Consider the following 18073-nt stretch of genomic DNA (forward strand, 5'->3'; position numbering starts at 1 on the left):
GTCTCGACAGCTTCTAGAGGTCGAATTGATAGCTAGCTGGAATAAATCGGTAGCCATCGGTGCTCGTTTCCAGGAAGCCCAGCGACGGGTGGGCCATGTGGTAGCCGATGAAGGGCACCCGATCCGTCGCGAGCATATCCAAAATCTTCTTGCGGGTGCCAGCGGCTGCGGTCTTGTCCACGTCGAAACGGACCTCCCAGTTGGGCCGCTGGAAACCGAGTGCGTAGTGCACGACCGTGTCAGCAGAGATCACGAGGCGGCGTCCCTCGGACTCGACAAACAAGATCATCTGTCCGGGCGAATGACCAGGTGCTGATACTGCCGTGATGCCAGGAGCGATGGTCTGCTGGTCGGAGACGAACCTCGTCTTCGGAGCGACGGGCTTCACGCACTCCAACACCTGAAAATGGTTGCCGTCTGCAGCTGTGCCCCTCGTGCATCGGAAACCCAGAAATCATACTCAGTCGCATTAACAGCATATCTGGCTTTGGCGAATGTTTCTGCACCCGCCTCGCGGAGTCCGCCAATGTGATCCCGGTGAAGGTGGGTCAAGAAGACCATTGTAATCTGATCTGGCGAGTAACCAGCTGCCTGCAGAGCTCCCAGCATTTTGCCTGCGCCGTTCGACCGGCCGTCTTCACCGAATCCGGTATCGACAAGGATGACCTCCGTTCCGGTATCGATGATGATCGGCGCGTAGCTAAGGACGAACTGTTCGGTAGGTAGAAAATTCTGCTGTAAGAGCGTCTTCACTTCTTCGGGCGGGCGATCCGTTCCAAACGTCGCCCATGGACGGTTCTGGATCGTGTCGCCGTCGCTGACGATTACAATTTTCATCGCGCCCAACTGAATCTTGCTCACGCGATAGCTCTCGCGCTGGCTAACTGAGTCCTTGGCCTAAGCATCGGGAGCTACGAGGTTCGAAGAAAGCAGGTAGGGGGATGCGAGACCGATTGTCGCCGCTCCGAGAAGTTTGCGCCGAGTAGTCAAATGATTTCCGAGCATAGTCCTCCTTGCCGGATGAATGATCACATCCAGATTGCTGCCTTGTCACGGTGAAGGGTGACGGGGCTACTATTCTGCCCCGTCCAGTTCCTTACTGGCCGATGCGCTCGTTGAAGAGCTGCAAGAGGCGCGACCAGTGGCGTTTGGCACCTCTCTCGTCATAGACACCATCTCGATCTGGAACTGTCCATCCGTGGGCCATTCCGACGTAATTCTCGATAGCGAAATCGGCACCAGCCTGGCGGAACGCGTCCGTAAAGCGCGTCGATTGCTCGGGCGGGAAGCTCTGATCCTCGCCAGCCATTCCGATGTAGACGCGTGCTTTAATGTCGGCCGCTAACAGGTGGGGACTGTTCGGAGCGTCGCTTGCCAGGTTGCCGCCGTGGAAGCTTGCAGCGGCTGCAATCTGTTCAGGGTAGCGAGCTGCGACGGTCAAAGCGCGGCTGCCACCCATGCAGTAGCCAACGACACCATAAGGACCGGCAACCTTCTCCTTGTCGAACACCGCGAGGAAGGCTTCGGCATCTCTCGCGGTCATCTCCTGGGTCGTCTTAGTGATCATTTTGATCAAGTTATTGCGAGAGGTTTCATGTGCAAAAGATGAACCGGAAAATGGACCGTATTCCCCAAATCGATAGAACAGGTCCGGGAGCAGTACGAGATAGCCGTCCTCGGCAAGCAATTGTGCCATGACATCCATAGATGGGCGCGGTCCCATTGCATCCATGAAAAACAGGATGCCGCCTTTAATCTTCTGGCTGCCATGCGGGGAATAGAGCCATGCGGGTGCGGCACCGTCCTGCGTGGTGATCGTAATGTCGCGTTTCAAAGGCGCGTCTCCAATTCGATGTGTTAATTTATGAAGATATGTCTCAGTCACATCAAGACACGTCTTTGTGAAATTTTCTTTGATGGAGCTGAACAGGCTATTTCGAAGGTCGTCATTCTCTTTGGCGGCGATCCAAGGCTTTCTCCAAGGCGGCAACAAGCTTCGTCTCTGAGATTTGAGCAAGCTTGCCTTAACAAACCAGGAGTGAATCCTATGAAGGCCTCATGGATTTTGGCGACGCTGATCGTTGTGGCGTCGTCCTTTTCCTCTGTTCGTGCCGAAGATGGCGCATGGAGGATGGCAAAGCCTATGCCGGTCGCTCAGAGCGAAAATTCAAGCGCCGTTACTGGTGACAGGTGGTACATCATTGGCGGGATTAACGTCCCTCTGACTGCACCCGTCGGTTCCGTCGTCGTTTATGATGCAAAGGCCGATAGCTGGTCGCAAGTCAAAGACATGCCGATGCCCGCGCACCATACCGCAACCGTCGGCCTGGACGGCAAGATTTACGTTTTCGGCGGCTTCGTTGGCACCCCTGGAGCGAGACAATGGCAGCCAATCGCGGATGCATTTTCCTACGATCCGAAGAATGACACATGGGCAAAACTAGCGCCAATGCCGACGGCTCGTGGCTCTGCACAAGCAGTTGCATTGAACGGCAAGATCTATGTGCTCGGTGGAGCACACACACACGACCATGGTCGTGAGATGAAGGAGCCCCTTTGGGCAGGCGTCCCGAACATTGTTGGCACGACCGCGGAAGAGTACGACCCCGCTACGAACACCTGGCGCGAGTGTGCACCGATGCAGGTTGAACGCAACCACTTCTTGGCGGCCGCAGTAAACGGTGAAATATATGCCATTGACGGCCGGGTAGGGCTGCCCTTCGTCACCAAGAGTGATGTCACCGATCTTGTGGAGGCCTATAATCCCAAGACCGACAGCTGGACGTTCAAGTCCCGCTCTCCCACCCGCCGGGGCGGCGTTTCCGGTGCGGCCTATAACGGGAAAATCTACGTGACGGGCGGCGAGTATCAGGACCCGGAAGGCAAGCACACGTTCTGGGCATTTGAATCTTACGACCCGGCAACAGACACTTGGCAAACTCTGCCACATATGCAGATCGCTCGACACGGATTTGTGGCTGGCTTCATCGGCAACGAGTTCCATGTGGCCGGTGGATCGTTCCAGTCAGACGGGATGCCGGGGATCAACGCGCAAATGGATACTCACGAAGTCTTCGCCGTCGCAAAATAGCGTCCGGCGGCGTGGGTGTGGCCGAGCTATACATACTCTCAAGTTACCGCCCCTTTGCGCCTACATTCATCAGGTCCTTTACTTTGGAAACGATATCGTCATCGGGATCGATACTAAGCGGAAAGCCTGCAATATCCAGGATCCGGCTTTTGAGCTCAACGACCAGCATCTCGTCCTGCGAAGAAGTTTGGCAGTTCCCAGTTCACCTTGAACGGGCAAGGTGAAGGAAAAGCTGAAATTCGGGTGGTGCAACGCTGTCATCGGTGACCTGATGGCAAAGAATCAACAACGCCGACGCTATCTCAAGGCAGAGCGCATGTAACTGAGTTCTGTGTTGACATGCGCGGCGGGAGTTTGAAGGGCGTGATCGGTGTGCTGGCGTCATTGACACCTGCGCCGACCATGCCCTGTCCGGCAGCAATCAGTTGCAAACTCGTTAGCTTGCTGGTGGCTTAGGCTCTCGCGACTGTCGTCAAAGTCGCTCGATCTTCCGGACCGCTTCGTCAATAATATCCGCAACATCCAACTGAAGTTCACGGGTAGGGTCTCCCGCCAACTTTTGCCCCAGGGCAGTCTTCAACCCTTGCATAGCGCGTCCCACAGGACCGGCCGACACATCAGTGCCACGAAAACGCAACGCCTCAATCCTTGCCAGCACACCCTGAGCCTCCGCGCGATGCTCATCGAGGTAGCGTTTTCCCTCCGCGTTCAGCACATACGCACGTTTCTGATCGCTGGGCCCCGGCGACGATAGGAGCTTTTGATCCATCATCGTGGCGAGCTTTGGATAAACGATCCCCGAACTGGGCGCGTAATTTCCCCCTGAACGCGTTTTGATCTCTTTGATCAGGTCATACCCGTGGCGCGGCACTTCGCCTTCAATTAACAGCAATAAAAGATATCCCAACTCGTCGCCGTCGAGCATTCGACGTCCAGCGGGGACTTCAGCATAGATACCATTCTTCATCATGTTTGCTCTAAGCCATCTCTAAGATATATCTTGACATTGATCTATCACATTCTATACATGACGCCAACGCCGCGCTCGATTGTCAATGCGGCTCATTCAAGCGTGAGAGCGAAGATGAAGAAAGTTGCAGTCATAGTTGGCTCGCTGCGTCGCGAGTCCATCAACAAAAAATTCGCGAGGGTTCTTGGTCACCTAGCCAAGGATCGCCTTCAGTTTGATATCATCGATCTCAGCAACGTCCCGCTTTACAACGATGACCTCTGGGAGAATGTACCGGAATCCATCGTGGAGCTTAAGCAGCGTATCTCCGAAGCCGATGGCGTGCTCTTTGCGTCTCCCGAATACAATCGCTCCTTCACACCAGTTCTCAAAAACGCCATCGACTGGGGCACGCGCCCGTATGGGAAGAATGTTTTCTCGAACAAGCCTGGCGCCGTGGTTGGCACGTCGCCCGGCGCAATCGGGTCGGCTGTCGGCCAAAGCCAGTTGCGAACAGTCCTGGCTTCCATTCACGTCGTCACGATGGGGCAGCCCGAAGTTTACCTCTCTTGGAAGGAGGATTTGTTCGATGCTGACCTAAACATCGTCAACGAGTCCACGCGGAGCTTCCTGGAGAACTGGGTGGATCATTTTGCCCGTTGGATTGACCGCATGGGTCCGGAGAATTGATCAACTCGTGATGCCGTCGCGCTACTGCGGCGGCCTACAAGGAAGTTCGTGATGCCCCACAAGTACAGGGTCGCGGTGGAAGAGATCGGCGATGAAGTCGACACCAAGGAGCCTCTGGTCTTCGAAGTGACCAATCATGATAACCTGATGCATATCCTGAAACTAGTTCAGGAAAAGACAGTGGTTCCACCTGAAGAGGCGGCCGAGCTGACGGTCGGGCTCAAGTTATTCGCTGAGGTGCTGTTGCGTCATCGCGCCAAGCCGCTGTTTGCAGACTTCTTCCCGCACGTCAAAGAATTCATGCTACAGTTGAAGCGCTACCAACCTCAGTAGCGCTCTATGCCTTCTCAGAAAGCTTTCGATGACGACCGACCAGGATCTGTTGATCGCCGTACACGCCATCGTAGGCGTTGATGGGAAACTGAATAGCCGCGACCCTTCTGAACTGAGAAGGATCGCAGAATCCTTGCATCAGCGGTATCCGCATCGAACATCCGACGAAATCGAAGAGCGCATGAAGAGCATCTTGCGTCACAAGCGCTGAGCTTCTCCCATGGCCATCGGCCGTGAACGCGAGCGGGATCACATTGCTCAGGCTCTCGGGCAATGTGTCTTGACCAACGAAGAACAGGGGGCTGCTGTTTGCATAGACCTGAAATGCGCGAGCTGGTGGCTTTCGTAGAAGTAGCGCGCCAGCTCAACTTCACGCGGGCTGCCGCGAATGTGGGCGTCTCGGTCCCGACTTTTAGTCAAACTCTACGCGGCCTTGAAGAGAAGCTCGGCGTCCGCCTTCTTACACGGACCACCCGGAGCGTCTCGCTGACAGATGCGGGAGACGAGTTCCTGAAATCATTGGAGCCGCTGCTCGAAAGCCTTGATGTGGCGCTGGACGGCCTAAACCGGTTCCGCAGTGAGACCGGTGGACGCCTTCGGATCATTGGTTCGCGAACTGCTGCGACACTGCTTGCAGCGCCACTGATCGGCCAGTTCTTGTCTACCCATCCGGATATCGAGGTTGAAATGCTGGTTGACGATCTTCACGTCGATCTCGTTGAAAACCGGATCGACGCGGGGATTCAGGTTGGAGAACGCATTGAAAAGGACATGGTCGCCGTTCGATTGGTCGATGCGTTCGAAGAGGTTTTGATGGCATCGCCCGACTACCTCCGAAATCGCGAGGCTCCTTCCACGCCGTCCGATCTGAGCCAACATTGGTGCATCCGCTTGCGGTCCTCCTGGGACGGAGTTGTTCGTCCTTGGGTACTGACAAATGGCAACGAGAAAGCTGAACCGGCGATCGGTATGCATTTCGTGGCAAACGACCTTCGCGTCCTAGCCTCAGCCATTCGCGGCGGAGGTGGGATCGGTCTGGTCCCGAAGGTGCTGGTGAAGGATGCGCTAGCCTCTGGCGAACTTGTCCAGGTTCTCGACGGTTGGAGCTTCTGGGTATCGGGTATTTACCTGTTTTACCCAAGCAAGCGGCAGATGCCTGCCACCCTCAGTGCTTTCATCAAGTTTATGCGGGAGAACAAGCCGGGTCCCGAGTGGTTATCAGCCCAATGACAGGCGTTTGTGATGATGCCGCTCAATCTTGAGCGAGACCGAAAACACAACTAACGCCGCGATACCGAGACCGACACCCACGACACCTGTCGATGCAGGCCCAAATTTGGTCGTGATGAGCGCTCCGCCAAGCGACGCTCCAACTGCATTGGCAACGTTGATCGCGCAGCCATTAAGCATCGCACCCAAGCTCTGAGCGTGTCCGGCCACATCCATCAGTCGCGCCTGTAACGGGGCCACGAGGGCAAGAGCAGAAAATCCTGCGAGGAACGCAGCACCGGCAATCAAAACGGCGCTGTGAACGCTGACCAGAAACAAGGCAAAAGCGATGACATTTAGGGCCAGCAGAAGGCCAATCGCTCGCATTACGCCCTTATCTGCCAACCAACCTCCGAAGAAATTGCCGACAACCATGCCGCAGCCGATGATGACGAGAAACAGCGGCGCCTTCTGCTCACCAATCCCAGTCACCGAGATCAACGTCGGCACGAGGTACGTGTAGACTGCGAAAAGACCAGACAGGCCAAGGGAGCCGATCGCAAAGGTTAACCAAACCTGTGGCCTTGCCAGAGCACCCATTTCCTTGGCTGCGCCCGAACCCTCCGCAGCAGGCATCTTTGGTACCGTTAAGTGACATCCCAAGGCCGCTACGAGGGCAACCGCTCCGATAAGGAAATAGGGAATTCGCCAGTTTGTGCCTTCGCCAATGAAAGTGGCAATAGGCGATCCAAGGAGGTTGGCGACACTCAGTCCCATCATGACGCGAGCGACAGCCTGTGCCCGTCTGCCGTGCCCAGCCATTGCGGCTGCGATCAGCGCAGCGATGCCAAAATACGCCCCGTGCGGCAGTCCGGAAACGAACCGAGCAACGATGAGCATGGGGAAGTTTCCAGTCAGGGAAGTCAGGATGTTCCCGACAGCGCCAATGGCGAGGAGTATCAGGATAGATAAGTGTCTCGGCGTCCGGGCCGAAACGATTGCGATCAGGGGAGCGCCGAAGACCACTCCCAGGGCATAGGATGTGACAGACGCTCCAGCGACATCGATGGCCACACCGTTTGCCTTGGCCATTTCGGGAAGGAGACCCATTGCCGCAAATTCTGATGTCCCGAAGATGAAGCCGCCAAGGATCATTGCCGCTTCTGCCGCAAGCGTTCGAAATTTTTGACGATGGTGGGTCATCGTGCCTTCTCGTCCATGGTTGGAGACAGGTTGGCCGCAGGCCGGACATGGGGGTATTGTCGGGCCTGCGGCTCTTAAGGCGGTCGCGGTCAGTGTTTTAGGGAAGCCAAACTGACGTACGAGGGTAGGACCGCCAGCATTTTCGTCATGACGTAGGGACGAAAATGTCTCGGGAGTAAACGGGAAGTGACGTGACCGAGATTAGGTTTTCCGATCCATCGAAGACCGCGGCGAGTTTGCTGCCGGTTGCCTTGAAGGTGTAGGAATGAAGACGATCACTCTTTGAGCCCGCTGCCTGAACCACGTCGGCTGCTTCGTTGTAGCGGTAGATGCGAGAGAAGCTCGGCTTCAGCTGCGAATAGACGTGGCTGTCAGCCTTCTCGGTGTGCAGCGGACCACGTTCGAATTCGGTCTCCAGTGAAACCATCTCACCACCGCCTTCGAAGGTCCACGCCTCTTTCACCACGGTTGGGGCAGCGCTGTACTGGACGGAGCGATAAACATTGTCCGTTGCCTGTTCAGCAATTCCATAGGGGCCAGCGCCACCACGGGAGAGGCCGTCGAAAAGCATGAGCACATCTTGATCGCTGCCCTTCTGATGGACCGGGAAGCCGAAGAGCACGTACCGGTAGGGTGCACCCACCTTGCCATCGGTTCCGACGGCGAAAAGTTGGTCGACGAACTCGACTTGTAGATTTGCGCCTGCTGAGGCCCCCTCTTTAAAGGTGCTGAGTTCCCAGCCTTCGGGAACAAATTTTCGAAGTGCGGTATCCGACGCCTTATAGGCGAGGATCGTACGAACGTCGGTGTTACTTCCGCTGAACGTTTCTGTGGCTTGTGCGGGCAGGGGCATTGGCAGCATTGTCACTATCGGGGCTGCCAGAGCCGCGATCAGCAACGCCGCATCCAAGTGATGATACTTGAACATGATAATTTTCCTCTGAATGAAAACAGATCTTCGCTGCTCCCGCGATTTACGTCGCGGCGAGGCCAGCCTTTGCGCAGACGTCGTCCTGGTCGCCCGTGCCACCGCTCGCTGCCAGAGCGCCAATGATCTTGCCGTCCTTGACCACTGGCCAAGCGCCAGGCGCGGCGAGTACGCCGGGCATCGTCAGCATGAACGGACCGGCCTTTGCCGTAACATCATAAAAGGCGCGGGTCGGACGCTTGTAGAGCGCGGCTGCCGCAGCTTTTTCCTGAGCGGCCTGTGCGCTGCCGAGTTCGGTATCGTCCATCTTTTCGTAGTAGACGAGAGCGCCGTGCGTATCGGTCACGGCGATGGCCATCGGCCATTTGTGAGCGGCACATTCTTTGACCGCAGCGGCGGCGATGACTTTCGCAGTGTCGACAGAGATGTCTGTGCCGTACTTCAGCTCATCCTCGGCATGCGCCAGGGACGACATGGAAAGAAGGCCAATCGCAGCAGCGACAGTCCATTTGGAAATCGACATGGGTGTGTCCCTTCGTTCTTCGCATTGATCGGCCCGCGTTCTACGAGCGTTCGATCCGGTTCTTGGAGGGCCGAGCAGGATGGGAAGTCTGGGTCCCTTTACCCGCTGGTCTTGAACACAGAATTACCCCTGAGGCTGGCCGTTCTGAATGTCGAAGAGTGAAATGGACTATTAGGTCCCGCCTAAGAAACGGCGCGTGCGATCGAAAGGATAGAGCGGGCGCTTACCCGGGCACACCGGTTTGAATGCGTGGAGCAAACAGATGCGAACCGGCTAGAGACGGCGACCCAACCGGAGAAGTGCGTTTCACCACCGAGCCACGGTCCTAGGTGATTGCTGGAAGGCTGTCTGAGTGCAAGCCGAGCGCGGCATGCGTGCGCAAGTTTCGCAGTTTCGAGCTCTATAGACGAAACCTGTTGAGGCCGGAAATCATCGCGTTCGACGAACTGTATCAGCGTGCGCGTCATATCGTTGATGCTGAAGCGCGTGAGTGATTTGGCGAGCGGTCACCATCAAAATTGCCGATGACCACATAGCCCTAGACTACGTTGACGAGATCGGCCCGTTTGCGCTAACGTTAGCAACAAAATGGAGATTGAAATGAAAATAGTGCGATACCAGTGCGTCGATGGAATTCACTACGGGATCGAGAGCGGTGGCGACATTGAACGTATCGCAGGCGATCCCTTCAACGCGATACGCCGGACCGGAGAGGTAGATCACCTGTCCAATGTTCGCCTGCTGTGCCCAGTCGAGCGTCCCCGCATTTTTGGGGTGGCATATAATTACCGAGAGCACACAAACGAATCCGGCAAGGAGCAGCCTACGCTGCCAGTTTTGTTCATGAAGCCCAGCACAGCAGCGAGCGGCAATGGCGATGCGATCGAGTACCCGTCAGACGGTGAAATCGTTCACTATGAAGCTGAGTTGGTCGCGATCATTGGCAAGGGTGGTCGCCACATCGGCAAATCGGCGGCACTCGACCATGTCCTCGGCTACACATGCGGCAACGACATTAGCGATCGCATTATCCAGCGTCAGGAAAGCAAATTCGGCTGCCTGCTTGCGGGGAAGGGCTACGACACGTTTGCGCCAATGGGCCCGGCAATCGTGACCGACCTCGATCCGACAAATCTCGACGTCATCCTTCGCCAAAACGGGACCGTCAAACAGTCGGGGAATACGCGTGATCTCGTCCACTCCGTAGCTGATATCGTTGCATATCTCAGTCGCTTCATGACGCTTTTGCCAGGTGATGTGATCATGACCGGCACTCCAGCTGGTGTGGGCTCGATCACTCCGGGCGACGACCTCGAAGTTGAAATTCCGGGCATCGGCATCTTGAAGAATCCGGTTGTCGCTGCCGCGCATTGAGGTTCGCGCAGCCGGCGTTAGCGTCATGTTTTCGGCGCTCAAGTCGCTTGTCAGTAACGCGTCTAAAGATTGTTGAGGCGCATTATTTCACACATGGCGACACGAGGGGTGCTCCTGAAACTAACGGTTTGAGCGAGGAGACAGACGCCTGGAGAGAAGCTGTGCAGCCCTCAGCGCCATCTTAGTGCAGTGGGTTCGGAAAAATTTTTGCCCGGAAACTGCTATCCCGGAGGCCTCGATTTGCATTTGTGCGGGGATAAAAATTCAGTTGACCTTCCGGTTTTGGATGATATCAATGCCAACGTTAGCACATATTCGAGTTTTCGCCACCGTCTGAGCTGGGGCACTCGAACGATGGGAATTTGCGGACGACAACCTGAGGGTGGAGAAATGGCACGAGTTAGATATGTTCCGACTGCGGAACTGGCAGAAACGCAAGCGGCGCTTAATGAGCGCCTGCAGAAGGAACGAAAGGTGCCAACAGGAAACATTTTCCTTGCGCTCGCAAACGCGCCAGCGATTTTGAATGACTTCCTGACCTATGCCAATGCTGTTCGAGCTGCTGACCTCAGCCCGAAGCTGAGAGAGATGGCCATCCTCACGGTGGGTTACTGCACCAACTCGGAGTACGAGATTGTCCACCACCATTCGCACGGCCTGAAGGCTGGGCTCACTGAGGATCAGCTAAAAGCTATTCCTGAGTTCGAGACGTCCGACCTCTTCAGCGAAGAAGAAAAGGCGGTCATGGCTTTCGCCAAAGACTCGACCCTCAATGTCAACGTCTCCGACGAGGTATGGAGCGGTATCGCCAAATTCCTTTCCGAGAAACAATTGGTCGAATTGGCGATCAACGTCGCCTGGTACAATTCCGGCGTACGTCTGATGGGCGCATTGAAAGTCGATCTTGAGGACTCATACAAAAAGAGCGCGTGATATCACGATCGTCGCCTTTAGCCTGGCCCTTGTGTCTGCCCCATTATTTCGAGTTGATTGCGTCCAACTATCGGAATCATGGTGGCGAACCGAAGGTAGGCGGAGAAAAGAGGTGTCGCCCCAGGGCGGACACCTCTTTCTTTTTGGCGCCTTGAGGATCGGAAAATTACGCCCTTAACGCTTGGATGGGGCGGCGGTGCTGCCACGAACGACCACCTGGGGCGGAGAAACGAAGCTGTACGGCTTGCTGAGGTCGCCCTTGTTCTGCAGATGGTGCAAGAACCAAAGTCCACAAGCGGTCGCAAGCTCTGAAACAGGAAGCTGCACGGTGGTCAATCCTGGGCCCCACCACCGATAGCCAAGCTCATCTCCGAACCCGACGACCGAAATATCTCGGGGCACGCTCAGGGCTTGATCCTGGATTTCATCGATGACGCCGGACGTATTCTGTACGGCACCAATAACGAGGGCAGTGGGCCGTTCTTTCAACGAGAGTAGCCGACGTACGGCTTCCCTACCGAACTCGGGCGAAGAGGGAGCTCCGAGCTCCTCATAGATTTCGACTTGATCACCCGAGGCTTTGACTGCTTCTCGGAAACCTTGAACGCGAGCCGCGCCTGTTGGCAATTCTTCTGTCCCGCCGATGTATGCGATCCGTCGGTGACCTTCATTTAAGATGTGCGTCGTGCTCTCGAATAGTGCCCGCCTATCATCGATGCCGAACCACTGCTCCCCAAGCAGTTGCTGCTTGCGAAGCAGTTGAATGTGCGGGGTCATTTTCAGAATTCGAGCGGAATCGGGGTGAGGCTTAGCGCTTGGCACCAATATTATCCCGGCTACGTTGACACTAGTGAGCTCCTTTATGTGACGAAGCTCAAGCATCCGATCGTCATCGGTCTCGCACAAGGTTAGCTGGTAATTTGCAGAGAGAAGGCAGCGCGAGAGCGCGTGTGCAATTGTTGAATAAAAGCTGTTCCGAATATCTGGAACTATCAGACCCACCAGATTGCTTTGGATTCCGCGCATCATGCGAGCCGCACGATTGGCGACGTACCCTGCTTCAGCTGCCGCGTCGTTCACCTTGCGTTTCATGTCGGCACTGATACGCCGATCATCAGCGAGAGCACGTCCTACAGTGGACGGTGAAACTTGCAGTATTGCTGCGATGTCTTTAATTGTTACCATAGCGGTCGGCTCGATTGGTTTCCCCTAAGCCAACGATAGCATTGACTTGGCGGTTGTCAAAGCACTCAAATCACAAACAGTTTTCCATGATCCCGCTGGGCTCAACTGATGAAGCGATCGCAACTGATCGCACCATCGGTTCCGAGCTCTTTCCAAAAGAGACAGCTATGCCAGCGAGATAGCTATTATTGCTAAATTACGAGCCCATAAGTAACTGGCGTCAAAAGGATTGTTGAGCCGCGGATCCTCGTGACAGTCAAAAACCGTTGATGACGTTGACAACAATCGTCTCTTGTGGGAGATTTGTGCGAACGTTAGCGCAATGGGAGGAGACATAGCGCATGGATGTCGTAGTCTTGCTGGTGTCGGTTATCGTGTCCATCGAGGGGCACAGAACCTCATGACCGCTACTCTTTTCTTGCAGTCCGCTGTTGGCGGCATTTTGCTCGGTGGAATTTACGGTCTTCTGGCTATGGGACTCAGCCTGAGCTGGGGTCTGCTGAAGCTCGTGAACCTCAGTCACTTTGCTCTGGCTTTCCTTGGCGCATACCTGACCTATCAGCTTGGAACCGTTCACGGGGTGCCTGCGTATTTCAGTGCTCTTTTGATAGTTCCACTGTTTTTCGCACTCGGTGTTGCTCTTCACAGCGTGTTCGTACGCTTCAAGGTGAAAGAGTTCGCGTCGCTACTCGTTACCTTTGGCGTCACGATCCTGATTGAATCGCTAATCCAGTGGATCTGGTCGGCGGATTTTCTCCGGTACGAGACACCTTATGCTCAGACCACAGTTCGAATCGGCTCGATCTTCGTGCCCGTGCTGGATTTGTCAGCGTTCATCTGTGCGGCACTGTTGGCAGGAGCTGCCTGGTTCGCACTGAACAAGACCATGCTCGGCAAGGCATTGCGTGCTGCCGCCCAAGACGCCTCCATCGCGTCAGCATTCGGGATCAATTCTACCCGTGTGTCATACATCCTGGCCGGTCTTTGCTCGGCAACTGCCGGTATTGCGGGTGTCTTCATTGCCCTGATCGGTACGTTGGCTCCTTCCCAGATCGAATCCTGGATCGGGGTTGTCTTTGCTGTCGCTATTATTGGAGGATTGGGTAGCCCCGCCGGTGCATTGGCCGCTGGAATGCTGATCGGCCTGGCCGAGAGCCTCACGATGACTGTGGTGAATCCTGCCTGGGCGCCACTCGTGGCATTCAGCGTGCTCATTGTCATCCTCCTGCGTAAACCGGTGATATGACTATGAAAAAGCTTTTGCTCACAGCGCCGGTACTGGCGGTCTTGGTCTCGCTGCCCTATCTTGGACTGGCTGACTATTACCTTTCATACCTGTACATCGTTTTCTTCTGGGTCGTCCTGGCAACGAGCTGGGGTATCCTCAGTGGTTACACAGGTTACTGGAGTTTCGGGCACGCCGCATTTTTCGGAATCGGCGTGTATACGACGGCCACTCTTGCCACCCAATTTTCCTGGCCGTTCATCGCCACGATACCGGTTGCCGCACTTCTAGCTGCGGTCGTTGCGGTCCTCGTGGGCCTGGTGGTGTTTCGCTCAAAATCCCTTCGCGGAGAGTTTTTCGCGCTGTTGACGTTGTCGGTGACATTTGTCATCGCGGCGATTGTCTCAAACACCTCGCTGGATTCGGGCACCGGCGTATTCCTTTCGGGTATCGAGATCCCGATGATCGGGGCTACGGCATCGGGGTCCCTTTACCTGTTTGGGCTCATCGCGGCTCTGATCGCATTGGCAACCTCGTACTTCATCTTTCACAGCAAGTTCGGCCAGGGATTGCTCGCGATCCATGACGATGAGGATGTCGCTGAAGTCAAGGGAGTTCCGACGTTCCGCTATAAGCTGGCTTCCTTTGCTATATCGTCGGCGCTCGCAGGCGGAATGGGAGCGATCCACGCCGTCTATGTGGGCTACGTTACCGTCGGCGAAACCTTCGCAGTGACCGTTCCGCTGTATGTCGTACTTATGAGCATTCTTGGTGGCGCTCGCCATTGGGCGGGTCCTGCGATCGGCGCGACTATCATCACCGTGCTTCAAAGTGCCATCGTCAGCGGTGCTCATGCGGAGTTCGGCCGTGCTGGGGTTGCTCTCGCACTGATCATCGTGATCCTCGTGCTGCCCACCGGTATCGTCCCGAGCATTGTCCGGAAGTTTGCCGACAAGCGCAACGGGGTAGGTGGCCGTGAAGGAGGCGCGCACGTTGCCGCCGTCTTGTCGCCCACCACCCAGGAAGGTTCTGGATCTATTCTCTTGAAGTGCGAGGCGGTCAGCAAGACGTTCGGCGGTGTCCATGCCTTAAACGGAGTGACGTTGGACGTTCGTAGGGGCGAGATTCTGGCGCTGGTAGGACCGAATGGTTCCGGCAAGTCCACACTGATCAACATGATCAGCGGACATTATGCCATGAACTCCGGTACGATTGCGCTTGGGGGAGAACAGATCTCCGGTAAATCACCTCACGAGATCGCTCAAAGTGGCATTGCCCGGACTTATCAGATCCCACGCTTGTTCAGTAATCTCACGGTTCTCGAGAACGTGCGGCTTTGCGCGGAGTTCGGCAGCGTCGGTGGCATGGGCGTGGCCGCTGCCGATGAGGTAGCGAAGGCGGCTCTCGCTTTCACCGGCCAGGCGGAAAAAGCAAATGTGCTCCCCGAGGCCTTGAACCTCCACGACCGGAAGTTCGTCGAGTTCGCAAGAGCGCTCGCTGCCAAGCCTCGTCTCCTCCTACTTGATGAGGTGCTCTGTGGCCTCAATCCGGCCGAGGTCGATCACGCTGTCGAAATGATCAAGCGCATTAAGGCCAGTGGTACGACGATCATCTTCGTTGAACACCTGATGCGAGCCGTCGTCGCGCTGGCGGATCGTGTCGCTGTGCTGGATCAGGGCAAGGTTCTGGCCCTTGGACAGCCGACCGAAACGATGCGGGATCCAGCAGTGATCAGCGTATATCTGGGAGGCAGTCATGCTGCTTGAGGTCGAAAAGATTGAGGTCGGCTACGGTGACGCGACCGCTCTTTGGGATGTTTCTATCAGCGTGAAACCCGGTGACATCGTTTCCGTTGTTGGTCCGAACGGGGCAGGCAAGAGCACTCTGGTGAATGCCATCGCCGGGATCTTGCGCCCGCGCAAAGGGAAGGTCGTCATAGAGGGTAGCGATGTTTCCAAGGTGCCAAGTCATCGGGTTTGTGACTACGGCATCGCCATCGTCCCAGAAGGTCGACGTCTGTTTACGGAAATGACCGTGTTGGACAATCTCCTGCTCGGTGCCTACCGATCCGCAGCCCGCGCTGATCGAGGCTCAACCCTTGCCGAAGTGTTCGAGCTGTTTCCCGTGTTGAAAGATCGCCAGGACTCGCCGGCAGGGTCATTGTCAGGTGGACAGCAGCAGATGCTTGCCATCGGTCGTGGGCTAATGGCCAAGCCACGCGTCCTCTTGATGGACGAACCATCTCTCGGCCTATCTCCTTTGATCGTTGGGGAAATGTTCAAGATCATCCAAATGATCAACGAGCGGGGGGTGGCCGTGCTGCTCGTCGAGCAAAACGTAAACAAGGCGCTTGAGATCGCGCACCAGGCCTATGTGATCGAGCAGGGTCGAGTGACCGCGTCGGGGCTGCCGCAAGTCCTCATCAACGATCCAAGTATTAGGGAGGCATATCTTGGTCTCTGAAAATTCAAACGGCAAAGTGCCGGTCAACGTTCGCCGTGTGGTCACTAAAAACGACACCAAGGGGGCAGCTACCTTTTCTCAAGACGGTAATCCCCCACGAACCGACGTGTTTAAGTCCATCCCTGGTCTCGTCTCGCGAATGATCTGGGCGACATCGTCGTCGACAACTGTTCAGTTCGATGGAACCGACCCGACACCGCTTGTAACGGACTTCATACCCAAGCCGGGAGAAACTCGCTTTCTAGTGCTAACGTTCCCACCAGATGCCGTTTTCAGGTCACCCGATTTTGACCCGCAGGCCGCTATGGCTGAAAATCTGGCTGTCAGTCCCGGCCTGGCTGAGCGGTTCGAACCGGACGGCAAACATCGGACCCCAACGGTCGACTATGGCGTCGTGCTCGACGGCGAGATCTGGATGGAACTCGACAATGGCAGCCAAACACATTTGGTCCAGTTCGACACGTTTGTGCAGAACGGAACGCGCCATGCTTGGCGAAACAAGAGCGACAGACCAGCGACCATCGCGGTCGTTCTGGTTGGTGCACTTACCCCCGATGAGCTGGACTACGAAGATGGTCTTTGACCTATCGAGCACACCAATTGCAATCTGACAATGTGGACCATTTGAACATGAGCAGTACCGAAATTCGAAAAGTTCAGGGCCGTCGTGTCTGGGATTCCCGCGGCAGGCCCACAGTTGAAGTCGAGATCACGCTTGGTTCGGGCGCGATCGGTAGGGCGATTGCGCCCGCCGGAGCGTCCACCGGAACCGGTGAAGCACTCGACCTTCGTGATGGGGGCAGTGCCTTGGCTGGCTTGGGCATAAACACGGCTTTGGCTGCGGTAAACGGCGAAATCGCCTCCTTGCTGATCGGGCGGGATGCCAAGGATCAATCCGAACTTGACCATGCCCTGATCAAGCTGGACGGCACTCCGAACCGAAGCAGGCTTGGAGGAAATGCCTCCGTTGCCACGTCGATGGCTTTGCTGCACGCGGCCGCTGCTGCGTCCGGCTATCCCATCTGGCGATATCTTGCTGGTTCCGACCAGGGCGTCACGATGCCGTTGCCGGAAATCCAGATCTTCGGGGGTGGCGCACATGCTGCACGTCGCGTGGATGTGCAGGACTTCATGATCATGTGCCCCGCGGCTGCGTCGTTCTCCGAGGCGCTAGAGTGGACCGCTGAGGTTTATCGTGCGGCCGGCAACATCATGAAACGTGCCGGGAAGCTTCAAGGCGTGGCGGATGAGGGTGGCTACTGGCCCGCCTTCGCCAACAACGAAGAGGCACTGGATGCCTTGGTGCGCTCGATTGAAGAAGCAGGTTTGAAGCCCGGCAATCAGGTCGTCATTTCGCTCGACATCGCGGCCTCCGAGTTCGGCCGCGATGGAAAGTACTCGCTTGCACTGGAAGACAGGCAGCTCGATACGGCCGACATGATCGATATGCTCGGCGGCTGGCTGAAGGCGTATCCGATCGTGTCCGTCGAAGATCCTGTCGCCGAAGATGATCCGGAAGGCTTCAAGGAGTTCACCGCCCGGTATGGCGCCAGTTGCCAGATCATCGGCGATGATTTCCTTGTGACGAATGCTGCGCGTGTTACTGACGCGATTAAGAATCAAAGTGCCAATGCGGTTCTGATCAAACCGAACCAAGCCGGAACAATTACCGAGACCTTCGATGCGCTGTCAGTGGCCAAGAAGGCTGGTTTCCGGACTATCGTTTCAGCTCGGTCTGGCGAGACCGAGGACGTGACGATTGCTCACTTGGCGGTTGGCTGGGATGCTAAGCAGCTCAAAGTCGGATCGTTCTCTCGGTCCGAGCGTATGGCCAAATGGAACGAGGTTCTTCGCATCGAAGAAGCGCTCGGAAAAGAGGCCGTGTTTGCCGGTTGGTCTGCATTGAACCTGGCTGAAAAGCCCGTCTCTGCGGTTACAGTAGGATGACATTTTGGATGGGCCCGATG

General features: G+C 56.1%; 19 protein-coding genes. 11 read left to right on the top strand and 8 right to left on the bottom strand.

All coding sequences use genetic code 11. The annotated features are described in order from the left end of the window. Nucleotides 1-13: 13 nt before the first annotated feature. The 3 genes from PMI09_RS32655 to PMI09_RS15950 all read right to left on the bottom strand — a co-directional run bounded on the left by PMI09_RS32655 (nt 14) and on the right by PMI09_RS15950 (nt 1834). A complete protein-coding gene (locus tag PMI09_RS32655) occupies nt 14-388 on the bottom strand; it encodes a hypothetical protein (RefSeq protein WP_007796082.1) in 375 nt (124 codons plus the stop codon). Then, nucleotides 385-861, bottom strand: coding sequence for an MBL fold metallo-hydrolase (locus PMI09_RS32660; protein WP_007796085.1), 477 nt, complete (start codon nt 859-861; stop codon nt 385-387). Before PMI09_RS32660 ends, PMI09_RS32655 begins: the two co-directional genes overlap by 4 nt. A gap of 235 nt (nt 862-1096) precedes the next feature. Continuing rightward, nucleotides 1097-1834, bottom strand: coding sequence for a dienelactone hydrolase family protein (locus PMI09_RS15950; RefSeq protein WP_007796088.1), 738 nt, complete (start codon nt 1832-1834; stop codon nt 1097-1099). Between the two features lie 213 nt (nt 1835-2047). Here PMI09_RS15950 and PMI09_RS15955 point away from each other — a divergent pair, with 213 nt between their 5' ends. Further along, nucleotides 2048-3091 carry a Kelch repeat-containing protein gene (locus PMI09_RS15955; protein ID WP_007796091.1) on the top strand — a complete coding sequence of 348 codons (1044 nt, stop codon included), beginning with the start codon at nt 2048-2050 and terminating at the stop codon, nt 3089-3091. A gap of 472 nt (nt 3092-3563) precedes the next feature. Here the strand turns inward: PMI09_RS15955 and PMI09_RS15960 are convergent, their stop codons facing one another. Next, nucleotides 3564-4061: a PadR family transcriptional regulator gene (locus tag PMI09_RS15960; protein ID WP_007796097.1), complete on the bottom strand. Its 498-nt coding sequence runs from the start codon at nt 4059-4061 to the stop codon at nt 3564-3566. A gap of 57 nt (nt 4062-4118) precedes the next feature. Here PMI09_RS15960 and PMI09_RS15965 point away from each other — a divergent pair, with 57 nt between their 5' ends. From PMI09_RS15965 to PMI09_RS15980, 3 genes are all read left to right on the top strand, one after another. Next, nucleotides 4119-4730 (top strand): NADPH-dependent FMN reductase, encoded by a 612-nt coding sequence (locus tag PMI09_RS15965; protein ID WP_244423775.1) that lies wholly within the window; start codon nt 4119-4121, stop codon nt 4728-4730. A gap of 51 nt (nt 4731-4781) precedes the next feature. Then, the gene (locus PMI09_RS15970) at nt 4782-5063 is read left to right on the top strand and encodes a DUF3861 domain-containing protein (protein ID WP_007796102.1); all 282 of its coding nucleotides are present in this window, start codon (nt 4782-4784) and stop codon (nt 5061-5063) included. A 324-nt stretch (nt 5064-5387) separates the two neighbouring features. Then, on the top strand, nt 5388-6293 hold the full coding sequence (locus PMI09_RS15980) for a LysR family transcriptional regulator (protein WP_244423776.1): 906 nt from the start codon (nt 5388-5390) through the stop codon (nt 6291-6293). Here PMI09_RS15980 and PMI09_RS15985 read toward each other — a convergent pair. From PMI09_RS15985 to PMI09_RS15995, 3 genes are all read right to left on the bottom strand, one after another. Continuing rightward, on the bottom strand, nt 6282-7475 hold the full coding sequence (locus PMI09_RS15985; protein ID WP_007796107.1) for an MFS transporter: 1194 nt from the start codon (nt 7473-7475) through the stop codon (nt 6282-6284). The two genes, PMI09_RS15980 and PMI09_RS15985, sit on opposite strands and share 12 nt — an antisense overlap. 145 nt (nt 7476-7620) lie before the next feature. Further along, nucleotides 7621-8403 (bottom strand): hypothetical protein, encoded by a 783-nt coding sequence (locus PMI09_RS15990; protein WP_007796109.1) that lies wholly within the window; start codon nt 8401-8403, stop codon nt 7621-7623. Nucleotides 8404-8449: 46 nt separating this feature from the next. Then, complete coding sequence (locus PMI09_RS15995; RefSeq protein WP_007796112.1) at nt 8450-8926, bottom strand: GlcG/HbpS family heme-binding protein; 477 nt, start codon at nt 8924-8926, stop codon at nt 8450-8452. A gap of 600 nt (nt 8927-9526) precedes the next feature. Here PMI09_RS15995 and PMI09_RS16000 point away from each other — a divergent pair. Together PMI09_RS16000 and PMI09_RS16005 are read left to right on the top strand one after the other, a co-directional pair. Continuing rightward, nucleotides 9527-10300: a fumarylacetoacetate hydrolase family protein gene (locus PMI09_RS16000; protein ID WP_007796115.1), complete on the top strand. Its 774-nt coding sequence runs from the start codon at nt 9527-9529 to the stop codon at nt 10298-10300. Between the two features lie 207 nt (nt 10301-10507). Next, nucleotides 10508-11233: a carboxymuconolactone decarboxylase family protein gene (locus PMI09_RS16005; RefSeq protein WP_244423777.1), complete on the top strand. Its 726-nt coding sequence runs from the start codon at nt 10508-10510 to the stop codon at nt 11231-11233. A 174-nt stretch (nt 11234-11407) separates the two neighbouring features. Here PMI09_RS16005 and PMI09_RS16010 read toward each other — a convergent pair whose 3' ends face one another. Next, nucleotides 11408-12418 (bottom strand): LacI family DNA-binding transcriptional regulator, encoded by a 1011-nt coding sequence (locus PMI09_RS16010; protein ID WP_007796120.1) that lies wholly within the window; start codon nt 12416-12418, stop codon nt 11408-11410. A gap of 400 nt (nt 12419-12818) precedes the next feature. On the opposite strand from PMI09_RS16010, the gene PMI09_RS16015 reads away from it, so the two are divergent. Genes PMI09_RS16015 through eno form a run of 5 tightly spaced genes read left to right on the top strand, consistent with a single transcriptional unit; the run spans nt 12819 to nt 18053 of the window. Then, nucleotides 12819-13664, top strand: a complete 846-nt coding sequence (locus PMI09_RS16015) for a branched-chain amino acid ABC transporter permease (RefSeq protein WP_007796124.1) — start codon at nt 12819-12821, stop codon at nt 13662-13664. 2 nt (nt 13665-13666) lie between these two features. Then, a complete protein-coding gene (locus tag PMI09_RS16020) occupies nt 13667-15409 on the top strand; it encodes a branched-chain amino acid ABC transporter ATP-binding protein/permease (protein ID WP_193385401.1) in 1743 nt (580 codons plus the stop codon). Next, nucleotides 15399-16106: an ABC transporter ATP-binding protein gene (locus PMI09_RS16025; protein WP_007796129.1), complete on the top strand. Its 708-nt coding sequence runs from the start codon at nt 15399-15401 to the stop codon at nt 16104-16106. Before PMI09_RS16020 ends, PMI09_RS16025 begins: the two co-directional genes overlap by 11 nt. After that, nucleotides 16096-16689 (top strand): cupin domain-containing protein, encoded by a 594-nt coding sequence (locus tag PMI09_RS16030; RefSeq protein WP_007796131.1) that lies wholly within the window; start codon nt 16096-16098, stop codon nt 16687-16689. Before PMI09_RS16025 ends, PMI09_RS16030 begins: the two co-directional genes overlap by 11 nt. A gap of 47 nt (nt 16690-16736) precedes the next feature. Beyond that, nucleotides 16737-18053 carry a phosphopyruvate hydratase gene (gene eno, locus PMI09_RS16035; protein WP_007796134.1) on the top strand — a complete coding sequence of 439 codons (1317 nt, stop codon included), beginning with the start codon at nt 16737-16739 and terminating at the stop codon, nt 18051-18053. Nucleotides 18054-18073 lie beyond the last annotated feature (20 nt).

Origin of the sequence: Rhizobium sp. CF122 (assembly GCF_000282035.1) — a bacterium.
Classification (GTDB): Bacteria; Pseudomonadota; Alphaproteobacteria; order Rhizobiales; family Rhizobiaceae; genus Rhizobium.